Origin of the sequence: Spirillospora sp. NPDC047279, assembly GCF_040643285.1 — a bacterium.
Classification (GTDB): Bacteria; Actinomycetota; Actinomycetes; order Streptosporangiales; family Streptosporangiaceae; genus Spirillospora.
The window spans coordinates 42,910-66,228 of sequence record NZ_JBEYUA010000018.1; the positions used below are offsets into that span (position 1 = coordinate 42,910).

Consider the following 23,319-nt stretch of genomic DNA (forward strand, 5'->3'; position numbering starts at 1 on the left):
GACGAGTTCGCGGCACTCTCCGTTCCCCCCGCGGACGGCGGAGCGCCCCCCGCCGGGCGGCGAGGGGCGCTCGATGACCGGGTCAAGCGCGGGTCAGGAGTCCTTGATCTCGCAGATCACCGCGCCGCTGGAGACCGTCTGGCCGACCTCGGCGGACAGCCCGGTGATCGTTCCGGCCTTGTGCGCCGTGAGGGGCTGCTCCATCTTCATGGCCTCCAGCACGACGATCGTGTCGCCGGCCGCGACGGTGGCGCCGTCCTCGGCGACGAGCTTGACGATCGTGCCCTGCATGGGGCTGACCAGCGAGTCGCCGGAGGCCTGCGCGCCGCCGCCCTTCTTGCCGCCGCGCCGCTTGGCCGGAGCGCCCTTGCCTGCGGCGCCGGCCGCGGCGGAGGCGCCGAGACCGGCCGGGAGCACGACCTCGATGCGCTTGCCGCCGACCTCGACGGTGACGCGCTCGCGCTCGCCCACCTCGGGCTCGTCGGCGACGCCCGCGTCGTACGGCGGGATCCGGTTGTCGAACTCGGTCTCGATCCACCGGGTGTGGACGGTGAACGCCGCGTTCGGGTCGGCGGGGACGAACGCCGGGTCGTCGAGCACCGCCTGGTGGAAGGGGAGCACGGTCGGCATGCCCTCGATGGCGAACTCGGCCAGCGCGCGGCGGGAGCGTTCGACGGCCTGCCGCCGGGTCGCGCCGGTGACGATCAGCTTGGCGATCAGCGAGTCGAACGCCTGCGGCACGGTCTGGCCCTCGACGTAACCGGAGTCGAGGCGCACGCCCGGGCCGGACGGCGGCTCCCACCGGGTCAGGGTGCCGACGGCGGGGAGGAAGCCGCGGCCCGCGTCCTCGGCGTTCAGCCGGAACTCGATGGAGTGGCCGCGCAGCTCCGGGTCGCCGTAGCCGATCTCCTCGCCGTCGGAGACGCGGAACATCTCGCGGACCAGGTCGATGCCGGCGACCTCCTCGGTGACCGGGTGCTCGACCTGCAGCCGGGTGTTGACCTCGAGGAACGAGATCGTGCCGTCCTGGCCGACCAGGAACTCGCACGTCCCGGCGCCGACGTAGCCGGCCTCCTTGAGGATGGCCTTGGACGAGGTGTAGAGGAGCTCGACCTGCTCGTCGGACAGGAACGGCGCGGGCGCCTCCTCGACGAGCTTCTGGTGGCGGCGCTGGAGCGAGCAGTCGCGGGTCGAGACGACCACGACGTTGCCGTGCCGGTCGGCCAGGCACTGGGTCTCGACGTGGCGGGGCTTGTCGAGGTAACGCTCGACGAAGCACTCGCCGCGGCCGAACGCGCCGACGGCCTCGCGCACCGCCGACTCGTACAGCTCGGGCACCTCGTCCAGGGTGCGGGCGACCTTGAGCCCGCGGCCGCCGCCGCCGTACGCGGCCTTGATCGCGATGGGCAGGCCGTGCTCCTCCGCGAACGCGACGACCTCGTCCGCGCCGGACACCGGGTTCTTGGTGCCGGCGACCAGCGGCGCGCCGACCTTCTGCGCGATGTGGCGCGCCTGCACCTTGTCGCCCAGCGCGGTGATCGCGGCGGGCGGCGGGCCGATCCAGGTCAGCCCGGCGTTCTCGACCGCGGCGGCGAAGTCGGCGTTCTCGGCCAGGAATCCGTAGCCGGGGTGCACCGCGTCCGCGCCCGCCTCGACGGCGATCTTCAGTAGCTTCTCGATGTCCAGGTAGCTGTCGGCGGCGGTGGAGCCCCCGAGCGCGAACGCCTCGTCGGCCACCCGAACGTGCAGGGCGTCCAGATCGGGCTCGGCGTACACCGCGACACTGGTCAAACCCGCATCGCGGCAGGCGCGGGCAATACGAACCGCGATCTCACCGCGGTTGGCGATCAGGACCTTGCGCACGTTGGGTCTCCTCCCTCAACCTCGCACGCAGTCTAGATAATCACTTTCCGACGCCTTCGTAAGCCCCTCCTTATTGCGGTTTCGTCCTGGTCAGCGAACCTTCGGAGCCTCGCTCGCCGAGCCTCCACTCGCGTCCGATCGACCGCAGCAGCGGCGGATAGACCAGCAGGTACCGGAACGGCAGGATCGCCGCCATGTAGGCCTTCCCGAACCACCCGTTCGGCTTGACCAGCACGGCCATCTGGCCGCGGTGGCCGCCCGATCCGTCCGGCACCCAGCCGATGTGCATCACGCCGTGCACGGTCTTGTTGGCGAGCTCGGCGGCCCACTCGTCGTGCGTCTGGAATACCGAGGTGAACGGGAGCGTCGGCAGGTCGGGCCCGCGTTCGCCGTCGCGGAGGTCGGCGGGCAGCCGGTCGCGCAACGTCGCCACCCGGGTGCCGACGCCGCTCCCGTCGCGGTCCCAGCCGAGCAGGGCGCCGATCTTCCAGCGGAGCTCCATCGGGATCCGGACGGGCGCGGGGAGCCGGCGGTCGCCGGTGGGCGGGGCGGCGAACTGGCGGACGAGCCGCGCGTGGTCGTCGGGGCCGCCGGGGGTCGGCAGCGCCCAGACGTCCTCGACCCGGAAGTCGGGGGCGATCTCGTGGATGCGCCAGGGCCGGGACGTGTGGGCGCTCGTGGGGAGTCTCATCGTCGAACCTCCATCCATACGGTGGCGTATGGATGGAGGTTAACGCTATCCATACGGTGGCGTATAGATACGTGGAGACGTGAGGAGGGACACATGGCGGTGGCTCGTACGCCACGTGCCGCGTGGATCGAGGCCGGCCTGCGGGCGTTGTCGGCGGGCGGCCCCGACGCCGTGCGCGTGGAGTCGCTGGCCCAGGCGCTCGGCGTCAGCAAGGGCGGCTTCTACTGGCATTTCGGCGACCGGGCCGCGCTGCTCACCGAGATGCTCGACGCCTGGGAGAGCGAGGTGACGGCCGAGGTCATCAGGCGGACCGAGAGCGGCGGCGGGGACGCCAGGACCAGGCTGCGCCGGCTCTTCGGCACGGCCGTCGAGGGGCTGGTCACCGACGTCACCACCGACCTGGCCATCCGCGACTGGGCCCGCCGCGACGAGGCGGTGGCCGAACGGCTCCGGCGCACCGACACCACGCGCATGGACTACCTGCGGTCGCTGTTCCTGGAGGCCGGCGCCGGCGCGGACGAGGCCGAGGCGCGCAGCATGATCGCCTTCTCGGTGTGGATCGGCGACCACCTGATCCGTGCCGACCACGGCCCGCACAGCCGCGCCCGCGTTCTGCAGCTCGCGTTCCAGCAGCTCATGCGGTAACCGCCGGGCCGTGCCCGCGCCGCCTCCGGCCGCCTCCCCATCGCGTTCGATCCGCCCGTCCCGGCACGGATCCGGACGGGGTGGCCGGCCGTCTGATCGGTACCCCCGGGACCGATCGCCCGGCGGCTGAGAGGAGCGTGGTCGTGGCGAACAAGGATGAGGCCGGCGCGCGGGGGGCTCGCCGGTCCCGGACGCCGAGCCGGCGGAACGCGATCATCATCGCGGTCGTCCTGGTCCTGGTGGGCGGGCCGTTGCTGAACGGCCTGCTCAGCGGGTACGAGCGGACGGGCGGAGGCGAGATCGCCATCGTCCGCAACGGCGGCTTCTTCGACAACAACCGGATCCGCCAGGTGGTCGACCCCGGCTCCAGCCGGACGTGGATCGGCCTGTACTCCAAGGTGCACAAGTACCCGGCGCAGCAGCGCTTCTACACCATCACCTCGAACGCCTCGCAGAAGGAGCGCGACGGCGTCGACGTCGTCACCGTGCCGAGCTCCGACGGCGTCAACATGGGCATCGAGGGCACGCTCTACTTCACGCTCAACCTCGACCACGCCACGCTGCGCTCGTTCGACGACAAGTTCGGGACGCGCAAGTTCCGCAGCGTCGACGGCGACTCCTACTTCGCATGGGAGGGCGACAAGGGATGGTCGGCGTTCCTCGGCCAGATCGTCCGGCCGGTGATCGACAACGACCTGCGCAGCCAGATCAACAGTTTCCGGTGCGCCGAGCTGGTGTCGTCGTGCGCCCTCGTGCAGAACGCCTCCCTGCCCGGCTCGCAGGTGAAGCCGCAGGCGGGCGCGCCGGCGCAGAGCAACAACGCCAACATCGCCAAGGTCCAGCAGGCGATCAACACCAGCCTGGCCGCGGATCTGAAGAGCACGCTCGGCGGCGACTTCGTCACCAACATCCACTTCAACCTCGTCCGGATCACGCTGCCGGAGAAGGTGCAGGACGCCGTCGACCGGGCACAGGCCGCGTTCGCGCAGGTCAGCGAGGCGCAGGCGCGGGTCGCCACGGCGAAGGCCGAGGCCGCCGCCAACAAGGCCCGGCAGGACGGCTACAACAGGTGCCCGACCTGCGCGAGGATCGAGGAACTGCGGGCGTTGCCGCAGGGCATCACCGTCTACGCGCCCGGCAACCCCAACGGTGCCCTGCTGCCGAGGAGGTGACCTGGTGAGATTCCTCATCCTGCTCGCGGCCGTGGCGCTGATCGCCGTGGTCGTGGTCCTGCTGCTGTACGGCCTGCGGGGCGGCGCCGGCGAGGCGCGGCCGGCGTCGCGGACGGCACGCTGGGAGCCGGCGTCGGAGTCCGCCGACGGCGTCACCACCGTGATCGTCCACCAGGTCGACGCGGCCGGCGGAGAGCTTCAACGCCAGGTCATCGCGGCGATACAGGACGGCGACCCCGAGTGGGAGCCGCGTTACCACGAGGCCATGGCCCAGGCCCGTTCGAGGGTGGCCGCGCTGGAGAGCCAGGCCGAGTGAAGGCGGCCTGTGCGAAGGCGCGCGGAGTACGCGCCGAGTAAAGGCAGGCCCATGTGCGCCGGGCGACGGGAACGCGGGGTGCCCGGCGCGCACGGGAATCTGCGGAGGGGCGGCGGCAGCCGGCCGCGGCTTCAGCCGCGGGTGCGGCCGGAGTACCGCCGGTTGAACTTCTCCACCGCGCCGGTGCTGTCCATCACGCGGCTCTTGCCCGTGTAGAACGGGTGGCTCGCGGACGAGACCTCCACGTCGACGACGGGGTAGGTGGCGCCGTCCTCCCACTCGACCGACTGCGTGGTCTCGGCGGTCGACCGGGTGAGGAAGGCGAATCCGGCGCCGCGGTCGCGGAAGACGACGGGGCGGTAGTCGGGGTGGATGCTCTTCTTCATCGTTCCTCCCGGTAGGTCACGTGCCGGCGCACGATCGGGTCGTACTTGCGCAGGGTCATGCGGTCCGGGTCGTTCCGGCGGTTCTTGGTGGTCACGTAGGTGTGACCGGTGCCCGCGGCGGACTTCAGCCTGACGACCGGACGGAGCTCGTTCCTGGCCATGCCACCTCCTGTCGGGTACGGATGCTCGATGGTGTGAACATAACGATAACCATTTTCATTCCCAGCCCTGAAGAGGCCGTTCTGGACAGGTTCGAGCCCTCCCGCACCGGGTTGTGCCGGTGTATGTTCGCGACTGATCAGCAGAGGAGTCCGATGGCGCGCGTTCTCCGTTCCGGGCCGGCGGTGGTCGTCATCGCCGGTTGCGTGGTGCTGCCCTCCTCGGCCCCGCTGGCCGGTGGCGCGCCCACGGTGGACGACGAGACGACCCGGCAGCTCACCGTCGCCGCCAGATCGCTGCTGGAACGCCGGTCGGAGGCGCTGGTCCAGACACCGCGCCGCCGCGCCCGGCAGCACGCGCCGTCCGAGATCCTCGGCATCCGCATCGCGCCCGGGGTCGCCCGTGCCCAGGACCGCGCCGTGCGCGAGCTGTCGAACCGCAACCGCGCGCCCGTCGAGGGCGGCCCCGCCTACACCGGCGCCCGCACCCGCCTCAGCGCCGACCGGGCCGTCCGCAGCGGCGACCGCATCACGCTCGAGGCCACCGAGCACACCGAGGTGCGGTACGAGAACGGGAGGCTCACCCAGTCGGTGCGCCGCCGCTTCGAGTTCACCGCGCGGGGAGAGCAGATCACTCTGGTCGCCGAACGTGTCCTGGACCCGGCCGCGCACCCCCTGAACGACCCCGGCCACCACTGAACGACCCGGCCCGCCGCCGGACGGCCGGTGGGGCTAGCCGAGCGTGCGGCCGACCCCGCCCAGGCTGACGAGCTCGTGCGCCTCGTCCACCGGCTCCTCGTCCGGCCGCCAGCGCGTCACCGGGACGATGCCGGGCTCCAGGATCTCCAGCCCCTCGAAGTAGCCGGCGATGCGCTCCGGGGCGCGCGGCACGTAGGGGACCGCGCCGCTCCCGGTGTTGTAGCGGCGCATCGCCTCGACGTACATCGGGTCGGTGTCGGTGCCGTCGTAGATCGCCAGATAGCTGCCCGGGGGCAGCGCCTCCACCAGCCGCCGGACGGTCGAGCGGGCCTCGTCATAGTCGGGGATCAGGCCCAGCAGCCCCATGAGCGTCAGCGCCACGGGCTGGGCGAAGTCGAGCGTCTTGCCCGCCATGTGCACGATGAGGTCGGCGTCCCGCGCGTCGGCCCCGACGTAGTCGGTCGCGCCTTCGGGGGAGCTCGCCAGCAGGGCCTGCGCGTAGGCCAGCACGAGCGGGTCGTTGTCGACGTAGACGACCCGGCATTCGGGGGCCGTGCGCTGGGCGACCTCATGGATGTTGTCGACCGTCGGGAGCCCCGTGCCAATGTCCAGGAACTGCCGGACGCCCGCCTCTCCGGCCAGATGGCGGACCACCCGGGTGAGCATCTGCCGGGAGTTGCGGCTGACGGTCGTCATGCCGGGAAAGATCCCGCAGAGCATGTCCGCGGCGAGCCGATCGACGGGGTAGTTGTCCTTGCCGCCCAGGAGGTAGTTCCAGACCCGCGCCGAGTGCGGCACCGTGCTGTCGATCTGCGGAATCGTGCTCATCGCGGGCTCTCATTCTCGTTGCTGCCACGAGATCCTTGCACTCCGCGCGCACGTTTGGCCACGCCGGGACAACGGGAATGCTCATTTCTTCACCCCCTTATCTAGGCCGCTCATGAATTGACGCACGGTAATGTTATTCGTCAAACAACTGCGGAGAGTAACGGTGATCGGCGCCCGCCCTGACCGCATCCGGCCAGCTCGGCCCCTCGGTTAATCGCCATAATCGGCAGGTGCGGGGTGCCACAAGGGTGGCTTGCCGAGATCTGTGAGGCGTAGGCTTCTGCCATTCTTCGCAGGGCGGCGAAAGGGGACGGGGCAATGAGCGGTGACAAGCGCGGCGCCAGCATCGGGGCGATGGAAGACCTGTCCCGGACGTTCAGCAAGCACTCCAGGAACCTGGACGCCCTGATCAAGGACCTCAACGGCCGTACGGTCTCCAGCAACGAGATCTGGTGGGGGCCGGGCGCCGACCGGTTCCGTGCCGCCTGGATGGAGGCCAAGGCCGCGTTCGACAAGATGGCCGTGGCGCTCGAGCAGGGCGGCCAGGACATCAAGCGCTCCCAGCAGAACATCGAGGCGGCCACGCGCTGACGCCTCCCTGGACCGCGGGTCCCGGCCCATCCCCCCGAGGCCGGGACCCGCGCTTGACCCTCCGTGATGAACGCCGGCGTTCGCGCCTCACGCCGAGCCGGTGAATAGGTGCGGCCAGATCTTCGATGCCGCCGTAACTTCGATGCGGCCACGGTCCCGACCGTGGCCGCATCTTTCGTCGCCCGGGGCCTGAAATCGTGCAATCTGACGGACTTGTGTCAGGTAGTGGGCTTTTGTGTGGTCTGCGGGGGCGTGGGGCCGTAACGTCCGCCGGGTGAGGATTCGGCAACTGAACGTCTTTCCGGTCAAGAGCGCGGGCGGCACGTCGGTGCCCGAGGCCGAGGTCGTCGCGACCGGGCTGAGGCACGACCGGGAGTTCATGGTGATCCGCCCCGACGGGCGGCACCTGTCGCAGCGGGAGGTCCCGCGGCTCGCGCTGGTCCGCCCCTCGTTCGACGGGGTCAAGCTGGCTCTCCGGGCGGGCGGCGAGACGCTGGTGTACGAGGTGGGGGACGGGGCCGAGCGGCCGGTCACCGTTCACGGCCAGGAGTGCTCCGGGCTGGACCAGGGGGACGAGGCGGCCGGATGGCTCGCCGGGGTGCTCGACGTGCCCTGCCGGCTCGTGCGGTTCGCCGGCGAGCGGCGGGCCCGGCGCGGCGGGCTGATGACGTACGCGGACGGGGAGCCGCTGTCGGTGCTCTCGGTGGAGTCGCTGGACGACCTGAACGCGCGGCTGGAGTCGCCGGTCGGGCTCGACCGGTTCCGTCCCAACCTGGTCCTGGAGGGGCTCGGCCCGTACGCGGAGGACGGGCTGCGGGTCGTGCGCGTCGGGGAGGTGGAGATCGAGCTGATCCGGCCCACCGGCCGGTGCGTGATCGTCAACACCGACCAGGAGACCGCGCGGCGCGGGCGCGAGCCGCTCAAGGTGCTCGGCTCCTACCGGGCGCGCGACTTCGAGGGGCAGCGATCGATCATGTTCGGCCGGCTCGGGGTGCCGCGGCGGGGCGGGGTGATCCGGGTGGGAGACGAGGTCTCGGCCTGACCCGCCGCGCCTCGCTCCCGCCGGGCCCCCGCCCGCCGCCGGTCAGGCGCCGGGCATCCCGGCGGCGTGCAGCCGCGCGCGGATCGACTCCCACGACGGGTCGACGGCCTCGAGGGGATGCTCGCCGACGCCGACGTCCTTGAAGCCGCTGGACGTGGCGACGCACACCACCGGGCCGTCGAACGTCTCACCGGATCGCCGCAGCCCGGCGAGGCCCGCGGCGGAGGAGAGCTCGTACCACAACCCGGCGCGGGCGAGATCGTGCTGGGCCGCGCGCATCTCGTCGTCGGTGAGGCTCAGCCCCGCGCCGCCGCTCTCCTTGATCGCCAGCACGCCGCGGTAACCGTTGAAGTCGCAGTCGATCGCGTAGGCGCTGGTCGGCCCGGCCTTCAGGTGGACGGCCGGGACGCCCTCGGCGACCGCGCGCGCCAGCGGGGCGCCCGCCGCGGGCTCGCACGAGAACATGCGGGGCGTGCGGTCGGTCAGGCCCAGCCGCCGCAGCTCGGCGAACCCCTTCCAGACCCCGAAGAACGCCTCGCCGTACCCGGTCGGCACGAAGACCGCGGCCGGGACGCCGATCTCGGTGAAGATCTCGTACGCGATCGTCTTGTAGCCCTCGGGCCCGTAGGCGTGCCCGGTGTGCGTGTCCGTCAGGTTGCTCAGCGGGTGGAAGCCGAGCTCGTCCACGATGCGGCGCATCAGCGGCCGGCGTTCCTCCTTGGCGACCGGCAGGACCGCGGCGCCGTACGCGCTGACGAACGTGCCGACGGCGGGCGGCGTGTCCGCGGTGGCGAGCACGACGCAGGGCAGGCCCGCGCGGGCGGCGAACGCGGCGGCGGACGCGCCGTGGTTGCCGGACGACGCGACGACCACGCCGGGGGCGCCGATCGTCGTGGCCGCGCTGACGGTGCACCGGTTGATGCGGTCCTTGTGGCTCCAGGTCGGGTTGCGGGACTCGTCCTTGACGAAGATCCCGTCCTCGAGCTGGATCAGCGGCGTCCCGCCCTCGCCGAGCCCCGGCGCCGCCAGCGGCGGCAGGAGCGGCGCCCACTGGTCGAGGCCGCCCGGACGCTGGTCGAACAGCTCGCGCGGCACGCGGTCGTAGTCGTAGTCGACCTCGACGGGGTAGGCGACGTCCGCCGTGCTCGTCTTGGGGCAGCCCAGGGTGAGCGGCGGGGTCAGCGGATACCGGACGTCCCTGTCGAAGAGGGAACGCTGGCCGTTGGCGAGAGAGCTCAAGGTCATACGCCCGGAGTCTATGAAACCCGAGCTGGGAGCCCCCGCCCGCGGGCCGCTGACCTCGCGGGCTACGATCCGGAACGTGGACGAGAACGACCGGCTGGCGGAGCGCTTCGAAGGCCACCGCACCCACCTCAAGTCGGCGGCGTACCGGATCTCGCGGCCCGCGACCGTCAACGGCAAGGTCGTCGCCATCGACATCCTCGCCGACCGCGAACGCCTCGCCGCTCTCGACATCACCCTCTGAGCCCGCCCGGCGCCGGGACACGCCCTACTCGCCGCGGTCGCCGCCCACCGGCGGCGGCAGGGCCACCTGGATCTGCGTCGTGGCACCCACGGCGACCAGCAGGCCGCGGCCGGTCGGGCCGCCGAGCGTGGCGTTGCGCGGCAGGCGCAGGCCGAAGAGGTCGCCGTCCTCGGGGCTGTCGACCGACAGCAGCAGGCCCGAACGGGACCGCCGCGTGTCGGACAGGAAACCCCGGTAGCCGCGGCCGAGGTCCTCGGTCGTGCCGCCGAGGACCACCGCGTGCTCGCCGTCGCGTGCGGTGCGCAGGACGTTGCGCAGGGCGTCGTCGAGCTCGGTCTCGTCCAGCAGCTCGGCGTCGTCGACCACGACGACGTAGCGGTGCTCGTCGCCGATCGCGGCGGTGAGGTCCTCCTCCTCGGCGTCGGCGGTGAGCACCCCGAGGACGCCGGGACGGCCGTCGAGCAGCCGCAGCGGCGACCGCCGCGGCGTGACCAGGACGACCGGGCAGAGGCCGCCGGCGACGGCCGGGTCGAGCAGCGACTGGACGATGGTGCGGAGCGTGGTGGAACGGCCCGACCGCGCCGGGCCGGCGACCACGAAGCCGGGACCCTCGTTCAGCAGGTCGACGCCGACCGGCGCGAGCGTGTCGCCGCCCACGCCGACCAGCGCCCACAACGCGGACGGCGCGAGGTGCTCCTGGTCGAGCGCCATCGCCTCGCGGTAGGTCACCCGCACCGGGAGCTCGTCGACGTGCAGCGGCCGCTGCTTGCGGGGCAGCCGGCCGTAGCGGGTGACGCACGTACGGGCGATGTCCTGCAGCGCGGCGACCTGGGCGGTGCCGGACGGGTCGTCGCCCAGCAGGCCGATCTGCGACTCGCGCGGCGGCGCGGCGGGGCCGGTCGCCTCCAGCGCGCGGCCGGGCGGCATCGCGGCGGGCACCTGCTTCTCCTGAAGGCCCGCGTAGCCGTAGTCGTTCGGGTCGGCCATGCGCAGGATCAGGCGGCGGTCGAACACCGTGGACACCTGCCCGGACAAGCCGGAACGGTCACCGGTGAAGACGGCGCGCAGGCCCACCGCCGCGCCCTCGCGCAGCAGCCGCAGCACGGCGTCCACCAGCCGGCCGTAGTCGTAGTGCTCGAACGCGCCGACGAAGCCCTCCCAGCGGTCGAGCAGCAGCACCATCCACGGGAGCCGGTCGGGTGCCGCGACCGCGGCGCGCTGCTCGGCCAGGGAGGAGAACCCCGCCTCGGCGAGGAGCTGCTGGCGGCGCGCGACCTCCGACGACAGCGCGGTGACGAGGCGCTCGACCCGGTCGAGCTGGTCGCGGCCGACGACCGCGCCGCAGTGCGGCAGCGAGACGATCGGCATCAGCGCGTTGGCGCCGCAGTCGATGGCGTAGAGGTGCGCGTCGTAGGGGGAGCAGGCCCCGGCCAGCGATCCCGCGATCGTGCGGAGCGCCGTCGAGCGCCCGGACTGGGCGGATCCGGCGATGTAGAGGTGGCCGCCGCGGGCCAGATCCAGGATCAGCGGCTCGCGCGACTGGACGGCGGGCAGGTCGGTGATGCCGAACGGGATCGGCGCGACGTCCACGACCGAGCCGCCCGCGGCCGTCCGCGGCGTCAGCCGGATCTTGTCGGGCAGCGGCGTCAGCCACGGCGACGGCTGCCGCTCGACGCCCTCGCGGCGGGCCGCCTCGGCGATCGCCTGCACGAGGACGCTCAGGTCGGTGACCATCCCCGCGTCCGCGTCGTCCGGCGCCTCGCGCGGGGTGGGCAGCGGGCGGCCGAGGCCCTGCCACGGCACCGGCAGGACGGTCGCGGACGGCGCGGAGGTGGCCGGCCCGGTGCCGGGACGGCGCCCGCCGATCCGCGCCGACTGCACCGCGTGCAGCGAGGACGCGCCGGAACGGATGTAGCAGCGGCCGGGCGTCGCCTTGGAGATCTGCGCGGCGTCGGGGGCGTCGAGCACGTCGGTCGACTCGTCCGGGTCGGTGACCCGCAGCGCGATGCGCAGGTTGGTGTTGGCGCGGATGTCGGCGGTCACGACGCCGGCCGGGCGCTGCGTCGCCAGGATCAGGTGCACGCCGAGCGACCGGCCCCGGCGGCCGATGTCGACCAGCCCGGTCACGAAGTCGGGCAGCTCGGTGACCATCGCCGCGAACTCGTCGATCACCAGGACGAGGCGCGGCATCGGCGCGAGGTCGCTGCGCGTGAACGAGTGGCCCTGCTCGGGGTGGGCCTTCATGGTGCGCAGGTCGTTGTAGTCCTCGATGTCCTTGGCGCCGACGCCCAGCAGGATCTCCTCGCGGCGCCGCAGCTCGGCCGAGAGGGACTCCAGGGCGCGCTCGGTGGCGTGGCCGTCGAGGTCGGTGACCATGCCGACGGTGTGCGGCAGCTTGGCGCAGTCCTTGAACGCGGCGCCGCCCTTGTAGTCGATGAGCACGAACGTCATCTCGTCCGGCCGGTTGGCCAGGGCGAGCGAGGCGATGAGCGTCTGCAGCAGCTCGGACTTGCCCGCGCCGGTCGTCCCGGCGATCAGGCCGTGCGGCCCGTCGGCGCTCAGATCGATCGCGTGCGCCCCGTCGGTGCCGACGCCGATCGGCACGCGGGTGGAACGTCCTCCGGTGGAGGTCCAGGCGCGCAGCACGTGCTCGGGGGTCGGATCGGACATGTCGAGCAGGTCCAGCAGCCGCGCCTCGGCCGGGATGGCCTCGGCGGAGTCCTCGCGCGACACGTCCCGTACCGGCGCGAGCGCGCGGGCCACCCGGTCGGTCCACGCGGGCGGGACCTGGTCGGCCAGGACGGGGCCGAGCACGTCGAGGCCCTGGCCGCGCAGGCGCAACGTCTCGGGGCGTTCGGGGTCCCACGCGGCGACGGCCCGGCACTCCTCGGGCAGGAGCCGTTCCTCGTCGTCGACGCAGATCGCGTACAGCCCGTACTCCGAGCCGCGCTGCAGCAACATCGGCATGCCCGGCGAGCGCCGCAGCTGCCGCGCGCCGTCGAGCACGATGAGGACGTTGTACGGGACCGCCTCCGGCGGCCTGCCCTGGCCGAAGAACCCCGAGGACGAGGCGGCCTGGGCGGCGCGGCGCCGTTCGGAGACGCGGATGGCGAGCTCGGTGATGCGGTGCGCGACCGACTCGGGGTCGGTGCCGACCAGCGCCGTGCACTCCTCGCCCTCGCGCGGCGCGGCGTGCGGGAGCCAGCGCACCCAGTTCCACTCCTCCTCGGCCGCCGGGTCGGCGCACAACACGACGATGGACAGGTCGCGGGGGCTGTGCAGGGCGGCGGCCTGCGCGACGAGCCAGCGGGCCAGGGCCCGGGAGGCCGGCCTCGACTCGGCCGACGCGCCGGTCAGGCCGATCACGCCCAGGTCGGGCAGCGGCAGCGCGACCGGGACGAGCCGTGCCGTCGGGACCGAGATCTCGCCGGTCTCGGGGCCGGCGGACTCCAGCCCGGCCAGCTCGACGCGCGCGGGCAGGTCGGCGAGGCCGAGCCGCAGGTGCAGGACGTCGGGGTCGTCGGCGCGGCGTTCCCAGAGGCGGCGGCGCGGCCCGGTCGCGGTCAGCAGCACCTCGGCGGGGTCGGGGTGGACGGCGCGGCGCTCGTCCTGGTCCTCCCGGCGCAGCCGGTCGAGCTCGCCGCCGAACTCGGCGTTCTTGCGCTGGTACTCCTTGAGCGCCTTCTTGTACGACTTGCGCCCGTGCATCCGGTCGCCGATCCACTCGCCGACCGTCATCACCGGCCAGGCCAGCGCGAACAGCGCCCACCACCACTGGCCGAGCCCGAACGCCATCACGAGCCCGAACGCGGAGAACAGCAGCGCGCCGAAGAGCCGCAGCCGCTCGCGCGGGTTGCGCTCGGGCCGCTTGGGCACCTCGATCCGGCGCGTCCGGTGCGCCGGGTGCAGCCGCGGCGGCCGGTTGAACGCCAGGCCGCCCTCCGGCAGCGGTTCGAGGTGGGTGTCGGGCGCCGCGCTCCGCGCCAGCGTGAGGACGCTGCCGCCGAGGGCGAGCATGCCGCCCTGCGGCCAGGTGGTCGGGACGGTCAGCGCCTCGCCGTCGAGCACGGCACCGCGCGACATGGTCTGGGTGGACGCCTCGACGGTGACGGCGTGCGGCTCGACGGTGATCCGCAACGACCGGGCCGGGACGGCGGGGTCGTCGAGCGCGACGTCGACGTCGTCGCCCGCCCGGCCCGAGCCGAGCGTGGTGGTGCCGAGGCCGAGCCGGTGCACCGATCCTGCCGACGGGCCGCTCACCACCCGCACCTCCACCAGCCCGGTCGGCTCGGCCAGCACGGTGGCGGCGGCGGTGCGCTGCTCGACGGTGACGACCGCGCCGTCGCGCAGCTCCTTGAGGGCGGGCGCCTGCGGGTCGAGCATCCGCCCGTTCATCCACAACGAGTGCCGCTCGCCCTTGCGGGTGTCGGCCCGCGGGGCCGGGACGCGGGTGGCGGCGGTCTGCGCGACCGTGGCCTCTTTGGAGAAGCGCGGCGTGTACGCGGACGCGGCGTCCAGCGTGGTGCCTGCGTCCAGCGTGGTGCCTGCGTCCCGCGCGGGGCCGGGGGAGGAGGCGCCGCCGTTGTCCAGGGTGGCGGCGAGCGACCGGGCGACGCCGTCCACGGTCGCGTCGGAGTCGACGTCGACCACGACATCCCGGGGTCCCTGACCGGTCAGCGCCGTGAACGAGATCCGCATTCAGCCCCTCCAGAGTGCGCCGCCCCGCTTCCGGGGCGGCGCTGCCGTTCGGGGGTCAGCTTAATTACAGACGCCCTGACAACGGTCCGGGACGACACGGACGGCACGGGTCGGGCCCTTAAGCCGCGGCGATGACCGCCCTAAGCCCGTCGTCGAGCGGGGTCGGCCTGACTCCGAAGGTGGTCTCGAACGCCGAGGAGTCAAGGCGGTACGGCTCGTCGAACTGGTACCGCGTCTCCTGCAACTCGCGCATCATCGGGACGGCCAGCCCGATGGCGTTGAAGACGGGCCGGGGCAGGCGGCCGATGCGCGGCGCGGGGGCGCCGGCCAGCTCGCACAGCCGCTCGCCGAACTCCCTGGCCGAGACGGCCGGCCCGGTCGGGACGTGCCAGACGCGGCCCAGCGCGCGTTCGTCGGTGCCGGCGACGGCGAGCGCGGTGGCGACGTCCGGCGTGTAGGTCCAGGCGTGCGGGATGGACGGGTCGCTGAGGAAGGTGACGCGCTTGCCCGCCAGCAGCGGCCGGACGAAGCGCACGGTGCCGACGTACGCCTGGTCCGAGCTGCCCGGGCCGTAGTAGTCGGACGCGCGGAGCTCGGTGACGCGGGCCCGTCCGGCGCGGTGCGAGGCGATCATGTCCTCCCACATCCTCGCCCGGATGCGGCCCTTGGTGCCGGGGGCGTCCATCGGCAGGTCCTCGGTCATCGGCCGGCCGCCCGCCGGGCCGTACATGTAGAGGTTCCCGAGCGTGACCAGGGCCGCGCCGGTCTGCTCGGCGGTGCCGAGCAGCGAGGCCGCGACGGGCGGCCACACCTGCGGCCACTCGTGGTAGCGCGGGTTCATGCAGTTGTAGAGGGCGTCGGCGCCGCGCGTCACCTGGACCAGGCGGTCGCGGTCGGCGGCGCTCGCGGCGACCTTGCGCACGCCGTCCGGGCCGGAGCCCGAGCGGGTGACGACGGTGACCTCGTGGCCCATGCCCAGCAACTTCGCGGCGAGGTGCGCGCCGACCTGCCCGGCGCCGACGATCACGTGCTTGCCCATGAGGGCCTCCCTGTATCCGGATCCGTGGTTCAGATCTGTGCTCTGTAACGAGAGCAATGCTCTCTCTCGTGAGCAGTGTTGTCAAGAGCAGTGCTCTCGTTTAAGTTCGCCGCTCTGCTAACCTCGGTCCATGAGCGCGAGTCGTACGGCACGGGAACGGGTCCGGGCGGAGCTGATCCACGAGATCACCGAGATCGCCCGCAGGCGGCTGGCCACCGAGGGCGCGACCGGGTTGTCGCTGCGCGCGGTGGCCCGCGAGATGGGGATGGTCTCCTCGGCGATCTACCGCTACTTCCCCAGCCGCGACGATCTGCTGACGGCGCTGATCATCGACGGCTACGACGCGGTCGGCGAGGTCGTCGAGCGCGCCTACGCCGCCGGCGACCCGGGCGACCACGCGGGCCGATGGCTGGCGGTCTGCCGGGCCATCCGCGCCTGGGCGCTGGAGCACCCGCACGAGTACGCCCTGATCTACGGCTCGCCGGTGCCCGGCTACAAGGCCCCGGAGGACACCGTGCGGGCCGCGGTCCGCGACACCCTGATCTTCGCGCGCATCGTCACCGAGGCCCACGAGGCCGGTGTGCTCGACCCGCCGCCCGGCCTGCCGGCGGCGCCCGCCGCCATCGCCGGTGACCTCGAACGGGGCCGGGCGATCGTGCAGATGAACGTGCCGGACGACATCGTGGCGCGCGCTCTGATCGCGTGGGCGGGCGTCTACGGGACGGTGAGCTTCGAGCTCTTCGGCCAGTTCGAGAACGTCGTGACCGAGCGGGACGCGTATTTCGATCACACCGTGGCGACGCTCGGCCGGCTCGTCGGATTCACGTTCTGACCCATTCCCTGTTAACGGGCCGCCCCTTTCAGGTGATGTCAGTGACGCATGTGACTGGGCGTAAGAACGGATGTGACCGGAGAACGTGCTGGTCATGACCACACTCCGCGTCACGGTGCGGCTTCACCTCGCCGAATCCATTGACGTGGCGTCGCGAGCACCGCAAGCATGGATCGCCCGGCGACAAGGGGTCTCGTGGGACGCGGGGCTCGCCGGGGGCGGAAGGAGCGCTTGGCCAGGCGATGAAGAACAACCAGTCGGCCGTCGCGGGCGGTGTCTCCGCAGGAACCGGTGGCAGCACCGGGGCCGCTCGGGCGGGGCTCGGCCAGTCAGGGCTCGGGTCCTCCGGCGGCCAGCGGCTCCCCGTCGCACCCCGCGAACGCAAACCCGCGCTCGCCGCGCTCGCCGTCCTGCTCATCCTCGGCGGCGCGCTGACCAGCGCGTACCTGGTGATGGCCAGCGGCCAGCGGGTCTCGGCCATCCGCATCGTCCAGCCCGTGGCGGCGGGCCAGCGCATCCCGCTGAGCGCGCTCCAGGAGGTGCAGGTCGGCGACACCGGCGTCGAGTACTACATCCGCTGGGACGAGCGCTTCGCGGTCACCAAGACCTACGCCTCCGTGCCGCTCGTCAACGGCGCGCTGCTGACCAACGGCATGGTCAGCGAGCTCCCCGAGGCGGCCAGGGGCCGGGTCATCGTCGGGCTGTCCCTCAAACCGGGCCAGCTCCCCACGACCAGGGAGCTCCGCAACGGCAGCCGGGTCAGCCTCTACGCGGTCGGCACCGGTTCCGGTTCGGCCGGCCCGCGCCCCGGCACGGTGTTGTCGACCGACGCCTACGTCCTGGAGATCGGCGGCACCACGAGCAAGACCGACCGGCTGCGCGGCGACCTGACCGCGGTCTCGGTCTCCGTCCTGCCCAACGAGGCGCCGGCGCTGGCGCAGGCGGCCTCGGCGGGCGCGGTGGCGCTCGCGCTCCTTCCCGAATCCGTCCAGGCGGCGCCGCAGCAGCCCGCCCCCGGCTCCGGCACGACGCCGAGCCCCGGCAACGGCACGCCGGACCCGGGCAACGGGACCGGCACGGGCACCGGCACCGGAACGGGCACGGGCACCGGCAACGGAACGACCACAGGAGCGGGCGGGAACTGACCGTGGCACTCATCGCGCTCGCGGCCGACAAGGGGGCGCCGGGCGTCACGACGGCGGCCGTCGCGCTCGGCGCGGTGTGGCCGCGTCCGGTGCTCGTCGCCGAGTGCGACCAGGCCGGCGGCGACCTGGTCTACCGGCTGCCCGCCGCGGCGCCCGGCGACGACGGCGCGGCCGGGCCCGGCGCGATGCTCAACCCGTCCCGCGGCCTGCTCAGCCTCGCCGCCACCGCGCGCCGCGGCCTGCGCCCGGAACAGATCGCCGAGCACTGCCAGCGGCTCGTCGGCGGCCTCGACGTGCTCGTGGGCCTCACCGGCGCCGAGCAGGCCCAGGGCATGACCTGGCTGTGGGGGCCGCTGGGCCGCGCGTTCGCCGGCCTCGACCCGGTGGACGTGCTCGCCGACTGCGGTCGGCTCGGCGCGGGCACCCCGCTGGTCGACCTCATGCGCGAGGCCGACATGGTCCTGCTGTTCACCCGCGCCACCCTCGAACAGGTCGCGCATCTGCGCGAACGTGTCGCGGCGTTGTCCGAAGACCTGCGCGGCGGGCCGCCGATCGGCGTCATCGTGCTGGCCGACCCGCGCGACTTCCGCGGGCAGGTGGCCGAGGTCGACCGCATCATCAGCAGCGCGCAGGGCCGCCAGGCGGCCGACGCCGTGCCCGCCGCGGGCCCGCCGCCGCCGAACGTGTCGGTGCTCGGCGGCCTCGCGCTCGACCCCAAGGGCGCCGAGCTGCTGGCGGGCAGCTGGGGCGGGCGGCTCGACCGGTCGCTGCTCATCCGTTCCGCCCGCGAGGTCGCCGGCGAGCTGGCGGCCCGCATCTCCGCGCTGCGCGTCGGCCCGCCCGGGCACCGGCAGGAGCCGCGCGCGCCCGTCCCGCAGCCGGCCGGCCGGCACGAGAAGGGGAGTCGGTAGGTGGACCACGGCCTCGTCAAGCGGTTGCGCCAGGAGGTCGGCGACCGGCTGGCCCAGCAGCGCAGGCTGGACGCCGCCAGCGGGCTCGCGCCGATGTCCGGCGAGGACGAGCGGCAGTTCGCGCGGGCGCTCATCGGGCAGGTGCTCGAGGAGTTCGCGCGTGGCGAGCTGACCGCGGGCCGCCGCCCGCCCAACGCCGAAGAGGAGGAGGCGCTCGCCGCGGGCGTGCACGCCGCGCTCTTCGGCGTCGGCCGGCTGCAGCCGCTGCTCGAGGACCCCGAGATCGAGAACATCGACATCAACGGGTGCGACCGGGTCTTCATCGGCTACGCCGACGGCCGCGAGGTCATGGGCGAGCCGGTCGCCGAGACCGACGAGGAGCTCGTCGAGCTCATCCAGATACTCGCCGCCTACAGCGGCCTGTCGTCCCGCCCGTTCGACACCGCCAACCCGCAGCTCGACCTGCGGCTGCCCGACGGCTCCCGGCTGTCGGCGGTGATGGACGTGACCGTGCGGCCCGCGCTGTCGATCCGCCGCGCCCGCCTCGGCAAGGTGTTCCTGGCCGACCTGATCGGCAACGGCACGTTCACGCCCGAGGTCGGCTCGTTCTTCCGGGCGGCCGTGCAGGCCCGCAAGAACATCATGATCGCCGGGGCCACCAACGCGGGCAAGACGACGCTGCTGCGCGCGATCGCCAACGAGATCCCGCAGCACGAGCGCCTCATCACCGTGGAACGTGCCCTGGAGCTGGGGCTGGACGCCTTCCCCGAGCTGCACCCCAACTGCGTGGCGTTCGAGCAGCGGCTGCCCAACTCCGAGGGCCAGGGCTCGATCACGATGGCCGAGCTCGTCCGCCGGTCGCTGCGCATGAACCCCTCCCGCGTCATCGTCGGCGAGGTGCTCGGCGACGAGATCGTCACGATGCTCAACGCGATGACGCAGGGCAACGACGGCTCGTTGTCGACGATCCACGCCAACTCCTCGATGGAGGTGTTCAACCGCATCGCGACCTACGCGATCCAGTCGGTCGAACGCCTGCCCGTCGAGGCCACCCACATGCTCATCGCGGGCGCCATCGACTTCGTCGTCTTCATCGAGAAGCGCAACGAGTACGCCAGCGGCGGCCGGCTGCGGCGCTACGTGGCCAGCGTCCGCGAGGTCACCGGCTGCGACGGCAGGGTGCTGTCCTCGGAGATCTTCGCGATCGGCCCGGACGGGCAGGCGGTGCCCGCCGCTCCCATCGCGTGCGCCGACGAGCTGGCCCCGTTCGGCTACGACACCTCGCTGGGGGGTGTGTGGTGATGTACGCACCCGACGTGCTGTTCGCGATCGTCGCCGGCGGGCTGCTCGGCGGCGGGGTCCTCCTGCTCTTCGTCGCGATCCGCGGGCTGCCGCGGCGTCCGGGCCCGGTCCGCGGGCGCAGCCGCGAAGAGCTCGTCAGGACCCTGACGACCCGCACCGCGATCGCGGTCATCGTCGGGCTGCTCGTCCTGATCCTCACCCGCTGGCCGGTCGCCGCGATCGGCACCGGCGTGCTGGTGCTCGCCTGGAACGGCCTGGCGGGAGGCGCCACCGAGGAGCGCAAGGCCATGGTCCGCCTCGAGGCGCTCGCCGCCTGGACCGAGTCGCTGCGCGACACCATCGCCGGCGCGGTCGGCCTGGAGCAGGCCATCCCGGCGTCCCTGCGCGCCGCCGCCCCCGCCCTCCAGCAGCCGCTGCGCACGCTCGTCGACCGGCTGCACACCCGGGTGCCGATGCCCGAGGCGCTCCGCCGCTTCGCCGACGACCTCGACGACCCGTCCGCCGACCTGGTGATCGCGGCGCTCGTCCTCAACGCCAAGCTGCGCGGCCCCGGCCTGCGCGACATGCTCGGCGCGCTGTCCACGTCCGCCCGCGCCGAGCTCGACATGCGGCGCCGCGTCGAGGCCGACCGCCGCTCCACCCGGCGCAGCGTGCGCATCGTCGTCGGCGTCTCGGTCGGCACCGCGCTGCTGCTGGCGATCTTCAACCACTCCTACGTCGAGCCGTACGACGACTTCCTCGGGCAGCTGGTGTTGTGCCTGGTCATCGGGCTGTACGCGGCGGGCTTCCTGTGGTTGCGCCGGCTCTCCAAGCACGAGCTGCCCAGCCGTTTCCTCGGCGGCGACCCCCGTCCCGGCGTTCCCGGCGAGATGCCGCGCACCGTCGCCGGCTGGCAGGGCGAGCCGCTGCGCGGCCGGCACACCATGGACGCGGGTGGAGGTGGCCAGTCATGAACGCGGCGATGCTCGCCGGAGCGGTCGTCGGCCTCGGCCTCTACGCGCTCGTCCGCGCGCTCTTCCCGCCCCGCCCCGGCATCGCGGCCCGGCTCGCCGCGTTCGACGCCGCCCGGCGCCGGGAGCAGGAGGCCGCCGCCCGCAGCCGCATGTCGCCCACCCTGGAAAAGGTCGGCGGCCTGCGCGCCAAGGTCGGCCGCGAGCTGGTCCGGCTCTGCGAGTCCCGGGGCTGGCAGCTGCGCTCGGTGCGCGCCGACCTGGCCATCACCGACCGGTCGCTCGAAGGCTTCCTGGCGACGAAGTTCATGCTGCCCGCCGCCGCGCTGCTGTTCATCCCGGTCGTCGTCGCCTACTTCACGCTGCTCGGCATCGGCTCCTCGTTCCAGATCCCGGTCTGGTTGTGCGGCGTCTTCGCGGCCGCGTTCTTCTTCTTCCCTGACGTCAACCTGCGCCAGGAGGCCGCCGCCCGCCGCCAGGACTTCCGGCACGTCGTCGGCGCGTTCCTCGACCTGGTGTCGATGAACCTCTCCGGCGGCCGCGGCGTCCCGGAGGCCCTGATGACCGCGTCCGCGATCGGCGACGGCTGGGCGATGTTGCGCATCAGGGACGCGCTGTCGAACGCGCGCATCACCGGCCAGACGCCGTGGCAGGCGCTCGGCGGGCTCGGCGACGAGCTCGACATCGCCGAGCTGCGCGACCTGGCGGGCGCGCTGGCGCTGGTCGCCGACGACGGCGCCCAGGTGCGCAAGTCGCTGTCGGCCCGGGCCGCCTCGATGCGCAGCCGCGAGCTGTCCGAGCTCGAGGGCAAGGCCGGCGAACGTTCCCAGTCGATGCTGGTGGCGCAGCTCTTCCTGTGCGCCGGCTTCCTCGTCTTCCTGGTCTACCCGGCCGTGATGCGGGTGATGGCCTCATGACCTCGGCAATGACCCCTGAACGTCCCGTTCCGCGAAGGAGAAACAGTGAATCCCCTGAACGACCCGACCATCGCCTACCTGCGGGCCCTGCTGGGCGTCAGGCTCGACGAGGCCCGCGACGAGACCGACAAGGGCGCCTCGGCGATCGAGTGGGCCATCATCACCGCCCTGCTCGCCGGCATCGCCATCGCGATCGGCGCGGTCATCCTCACCAAGATCAGGGACAAGGCCAACAGCATCAACACCGGCTGACCGGCACGACCGGCGGACGGCGGAGCTACCGGGGCTACCGGGGCGACCGGGGCGCGTCCGCGATGGAGTGGGCGCTGCTCACCCCCGTCCTGATCTTCGTCTTCCTGATCGTGGTCCAGTTCGCCATGGTCTTCCACGCCCGCCACGTCGCCCTCGCCGCCGCGCAGGCCGGGGCGCGCGTCGCCCGTACCCAGCCCGTCGGCGCCGCATGGGAGGGACCGGCCGTCAGCAAGGCCGCCGGTGACGTCGACAAGATCGGCTCGGAGCTGCTGACGGGCCGCCAGGTGACACCGCTCCAGGGGGACGACGAGCGCGGCATCGAGGTGAGCGGGCACGCCGTGCGGGTCATCCCGTTCATGACGTTCCGCGTCTCGCAACGGTCCCAGGGACCGATCGAGTGCTTCCGCCCCGACGAGGGCGACGGCACCTCGTGTGAGGGGGCCGGATGACGACCGTCCGCCGCCCGCTCACCGTCCGGCCGGCCGCGCCCGACCGCGGCTCGATGTCGCTGGAGATGGTGCTGGTCACGCCGCTGTTCGTCGCGTTCCTCCTGCTGCTCACCGGAGCCGGGCGCATGGTCGACGCCAAGAGCCAGATGGACGGCGCCGCCCGCGACGCGGTGCGCGCCGCGTCGGTCGCGCGGAGCGCGGGCGCCGCGGAGGCGCTCGCCCAGGAGGCCGCCACCACCAACCTCCGCGACACCAAGTGGTGCGCGGGCGGGCCCTCGGTGAGCACCGACACCGGAGCCTGGGGCCCCGGCGGCCGGGTCTCGGTGACCGTGGTCTGCGACGTCGACCTCGGCGACCTCTCGTTCATCGGGTTCCCGGGCAGCAAGCGGCTCAGTGGCACCTCGGTCGCGCCGGTCGACACCTACACCTACCGGGGCACCGACGGCGAGGGCGACGGATGATCCGCCTGACGCGCGGCGACCGCCGTGAACGCGCGGACCACCGTGACCGCGGCACGATCTCGATGTACGTCGTGTTGTTCACCCCCACCGTCCTCATCCTCGCGGGACTGCTCGTGGACGGCGGCCTGGCGATCCACGCCCGGCAGCGCGCCGCCGACATGGCCGAGCAGGCCGCGCGCGCCGGCGCCAACCAGATCGACGAGGCTCAGCTGCGCGAGACCGGCAGGCCCGTGATCGACCCGGGCCGGGCCGAGGCCGCCGCGTGCGGGCTCCTCGGCGACTACGACGACAACATCACCGGGAGCTCCTGCGGGGCGACCGAACAGGAGGTGCAGGTGACCGTGGAGCTCACGGTCAACCCGCAGTTCCTCAGCATCGTGCCGGGGTTCGGCTCGTTCACGATGCGGTCCACCGCCTCCGCCGAGCCGATCACCGGCGACGAACCCTGACCCGTCTGACTCGACCGTCAACCGGCCGCCCGCCCGA

Annotated in this window: 25 protein-coding genes; 17 read left to right on the forward strand and 8 right to left on the reverse strand. The window is 73.1% G+C overall.

The window, feature by feature from the left end; translation table 11 throughout:
* Window positions 1-93: 93 nt before the first annotated feature.
* Together ABZ810_RS36890 and ABZ810_RS36895 are read right to left on the reverse strand one after the other, a co-directional pair.
* Window positions 94-1,863, reverse strand: a complete 1,770-nt coding sequence (locus tag ABZ810_RS36890) for a biotin carboxylase N-terminal domain-containing protein (RefSeq protein ID WP_358411254.1) — start codon at window positions 1,861-1,863, stop codon at window positions 94-96.
* 70 nt (window positions 1,864-1,933) lie between these two features.
* Window positions 1,934-2,554 (reverse strand): DUF2867 domain-containing protein, encoded by a 621-nt coding sequence (locus tag ABZ810_RS36895; RefSeq protein ID WP_358411256.1) that lies wholly within the window; start codon window positions 2,552-2,554, stop codon window positions 1,934-1,936.
* A gap of 93 nt (window positions 2,555-2,647) precedes the next feature.
* On the opposite strand from ABZ810_RS36895, the gene ABZ810_RS36900 reads away from it, so the two are divergent.
* From ABZ810_RS36900 to ABZ810_RS36910, 3 genes are all read left to right on the forward strand, one after another.
* Window positions 2,648-3,199, forward strand: a complete 552-nt coding sequence (locus ABZ810_RS36900) for a helix-turn-helix domain-containing protein (RefSeq protein WP_358411258.1) — start codon at window positions 2,648-2,650, stop codon at window positions 3,197-3,199.
* Window positions 3,200-3,342: 143 nt separating this feature from the next.
* Window positions 3,343-4,371 (forward strand): SPFH domain-containing protein, encoded by a 1,029-nt coding sequence (locus ABZ810_RS36905; protein WP_358411260.1) that lies wholly within the window; start codon window positions 3,343-3,345, stop codon window positions 4,369-4,371.
* A 4-nt stretch (window positions 4,372-4,375) separates the two neighbouring features.
* On the forward strand, window positions 4,376-4,687 hold the full coding sequence (locus ABZ810_RS36910) for a hypothetical protein (RefSeq protein WP_358411262.1): 312 nt from the start codon (window positions 4,376-4,378) through the stop codon (window positions 4,685-4,687).
* Between the two features lie 131 nt (window positions 4,688-4,818).
* On the opposite strand, the gene ABZ810_RS36915 is transcribed toward ABZ810_RS36910, so the two are convergent.
* Both ABZ810_RS36915 and rpmG read right to left on the reverse strand, forming a co-directional pair.
* On the reverse strand, window positions 4,819-5,073 hold the full coding sequence (locus ABZ810_RS36915; RefSeq protein WP_358411264.1) for a type B 50S ribosomal protein L31: 255 nt from the start codon (window positions 5,071-5,073) through the stop codon (window positions 4,819-4,821).
* Window positions 5,070-5,234, reverse strand: a complete 165-nt coding sequence (rpmG, locus tag ABZ810_RS36920; protein WP_358411266.1) for a 50S ribosomal protein L33 — start codon at window positions 5,232-5,234, stop codon at window positions 5,070-5,072. The genes ABZ810_RS36915 and rpmG overlap by 4 nt, the downstream gene beginning before the upstream one ends.
* Window positions 5,235-5,387: 153 nt before the next feature.
* Between rpmG and ABZ810_RS36925 the strand changes: the two genes are divergently transcribed.
* On the forward strand, window positions 5,388-5,930 hold the full coding sequence (locus ABZ810_RS36925; RefSeq protein ID WP_358411268.1) for a hypothetical protein: 543 nt from the start codon (window positions 5,388-5,390) through the stop codon (window positions 5,928-5,930).
* 33 nt (window positions 5,931-5,963) lie between these two features.
* Here the strand turns inward: ABZ810_RS36925 and ABZ810_RS36930 are convergent, their stop codons facing one another.
* Window positions 5,964-6,758, reverse strand: a complete 795-nt coding sequence (locus ABZ810_RS36930) for an SAM-dependent methyltransferase (RefSeq protein ID WP_358411270.1) — start codon at window positions 6,756-6,758, stop codon at window positions 5,964-5,966.
* A 318-nt stretch (window positions 6,759-7,076) separates the two neighbouring features.
* Between ABZ810_RS36930 and ABZ810_RS36935 the strand changes: the two genes are divergently transcribed.
* On the forward strand, window positions 7,077-7,349 hold the full coding sequence (locus ABZ810_RS36935) for a WXG100 family type VII secretion target (protein WP_358411272.1): 273 nt from the start codon (window positions 7,077-7,079) through the stop codon (window positions 7,347-7,349).
* A gap of 274 nt (window positions 7,350-7,623) precedes the next feature.
* A complete protein-coding gene (locus ABZ810_RS36940) occupies window positions 7,624-8,391 on the forward strand; it encodes an MOSC N-terminal beta barrel domain-containing protein (protein WP_358411274.1) in 768 nt (255 codons plus the stop codon).
* 42 nt (window positions 8,392-8,433) lie between these two features.
* Here the strand turns inward: ABZ810_RS36940 and ABZ810_RS36945 are convergent, their stop codons facing one another.
* Complete coding sequence (locus tag ABZ810_RS36945; RefSeq protein WP_358411276.1) at window positions 8,434-9,636, reverse strand: pyridoxal-phosphate dependent enzyme; 1,203 nt, start codon at window positions 9,634-9,636, stop codon at window positions 8,434-8,436.
* A gap of 76 nt (window positions 9,637-9,712) precedes the next feature.
* Here ABZ810_RS36945 and ABZ810_RS36950 point away from each other — a divergent pair, with 76 nt between their 5' ends.
* Entirely contained in the window at window positions 9,713-9,877 is a 165-nt protein-coding gene (locus tag ABZ810_RS36950) for a hypothetical protein (RefSeq protein WP_358411278.1), read from the forward strand.
* Between the two features lie 24 nt (window positions 9,878-9,901).
* Here ABZ810_RS36950 and ABZ810_RS36955 read toward each other — a convergent pair whose 3' ends face one another.
* The gene (locus tag ABZ810_RS36955) at window positions 9,902-14,575 is read right to left on the reverse strand and encodes an FtsK/SpoIIIE domain-containing protein (protein ID WP_358411280.1); all 4,674 of its coding nucleotides are present in this window, start codon (window positions 14,573-14,575) and stop codon (window positions 9,902-9,904) included.
* A gap of 118 nt (window positions 14,576-14,693) precedes the next feature.
* Entirely contained in the window at window positions 14,694-15,614 is a 921-nt protein-coding gene (locus ABZ810_RS36960; RefSeq protein ID WP_358411282.1) for an NAD-dependent epimerase/dehydratase family protein, read from the reverse strand.
* 130 nt (window positions 15,615-15,744) lie between these two features.
* Between ABZ810_RS36960 and ABZ810_RS36965 the strand changes: the two genes are divergently transcribed.
* From ABZ810_RS36965 to ABZ810_RS37010, 10 genes are all read left to right on the forward strand, one after another.
* Window positions 15,745-16,446, forward strand: a complete 702-nt coding sequence (locus ABZ810_RS36965) for a TetR/AcrR family transcriptional regulator (RefSeq protein WP_358411284.1) — start codon at window positions 15,745-15,747, stop codon at window positions 16,444-16,446.
* 242 nt (window positions 16,447-16,688) lie between these two features.
* Complete coding sequence (locus tag ABZ810_RS36970) at window positions 16,689-17,591, forward strand: hypothetical protein (RefSeq protein WP_358411285.1); 903 nt, start codon at window positions 16,689-16,691, stop codon at window positions 17,589-17,591.
* Window positions 17,592-17,593: 2 nt separating this feature from the next.
* The gene (locus ABZ810_RS36975) at window positions 17,594-18,502 is read left to right on the forward strand and encodes a hypothetical protein (RefSeq protein ID WP_358411287.1); all 909 of its coding nucleotides are present in this window, start codon (window positions 17,594-17,596) and stop codon (window positions 18,500-18,502) included.
* Window positions 18,503-19,804, forward strand: coding sequence for an ATPase, T2SS/T4P/T4SS family (locus ABZ810_RS36980; protein ID WP_358411289.1), 1,302 nt, complete (start codon window positions 18,503-18,505; stop codon window positions 19,802-19,804). It begins immediately after the preceding gene.
* A complete protein-coding gene (locus tag ABZ810_RS36985) occupies window positions 19,804-20,757 on the forward strand; it encodes a type II secretion system F family protein (RefSeq protein WP_358411291.1) in 954 nt (317 codons plus the stop codon). The genes ABZ810_RS36980 and ABZ810_RS36985 overlap by 1 nt, the downstream gene beginning before the upstream one ends.
* Window positions 20,754-21,671, forward strand: a complete 918-nt coding sequence (locus ABZ810_RS36990; RefSeq protein ID WP_358411293.1) for a type II secretion system F family protein — start codon at window positions 20,754-20,756, stop codon at window positions 21,669-21,671. Before ABZ810_RS36985 ends, ABZ810_RS36990 begins: the two co-directional genes overlap by 4 nt.
* A 45-nt stretch (window positions 21,672-21,716) precedes the next feature.
* A complete protein-coding gene (locus tag ABZ810_RS36995; RefSeq protein ID WP_358411295.1) occupies window positions 21,717-21,923 on the forward strand; it encodes a hypothetical protein in 207 nt (68 codons plus the stop codon).
* Between the two features lie 62 nt (window positions 21,924-21,985).
* Window positions 21,986-22,372: a TadE family protein gene (locus ABZ810_RS37000; protein ID WP_358411297.1), complete on the forward strand. Its 387-nt coding sequence runs from the start codon at window positions 21,986-21,988 to the stop codon at window positions 22,370-22,372.
* Window positions 22,369-22,833 (forward strand): TadE family protein, encoded by a 465-nt coding sequence (locus ABZ810_RS37005; protein ID WP_358411300.1) that lies wholly within the window; start codon window positions 22,369-22,371, stop codon window positions 22,831-22,833. Before ABZ810_RS37000 ends, ABZ810_RS37005 begins: the two co-directional genes overlap by 4 nt.
* On the forward strand, window positions 22,830-23,282 hold the full coding sequence (locus ABZ810_RS37010; protein ID WP_358411303.1) for a Tad domain-containing protein: 453 nt from the start codon (window positions 22,830-22,832) through the stop codon (window positions 23,280-23,282). The genes ABZ810_RS37005 and ABZ810_RS37010 overlap by 4 nt, the downstream gene beginning before the upstream one ends.
* The last annotated feature ends 37 nt before the right edge of the window (window positions 23,283-23,319 follow it).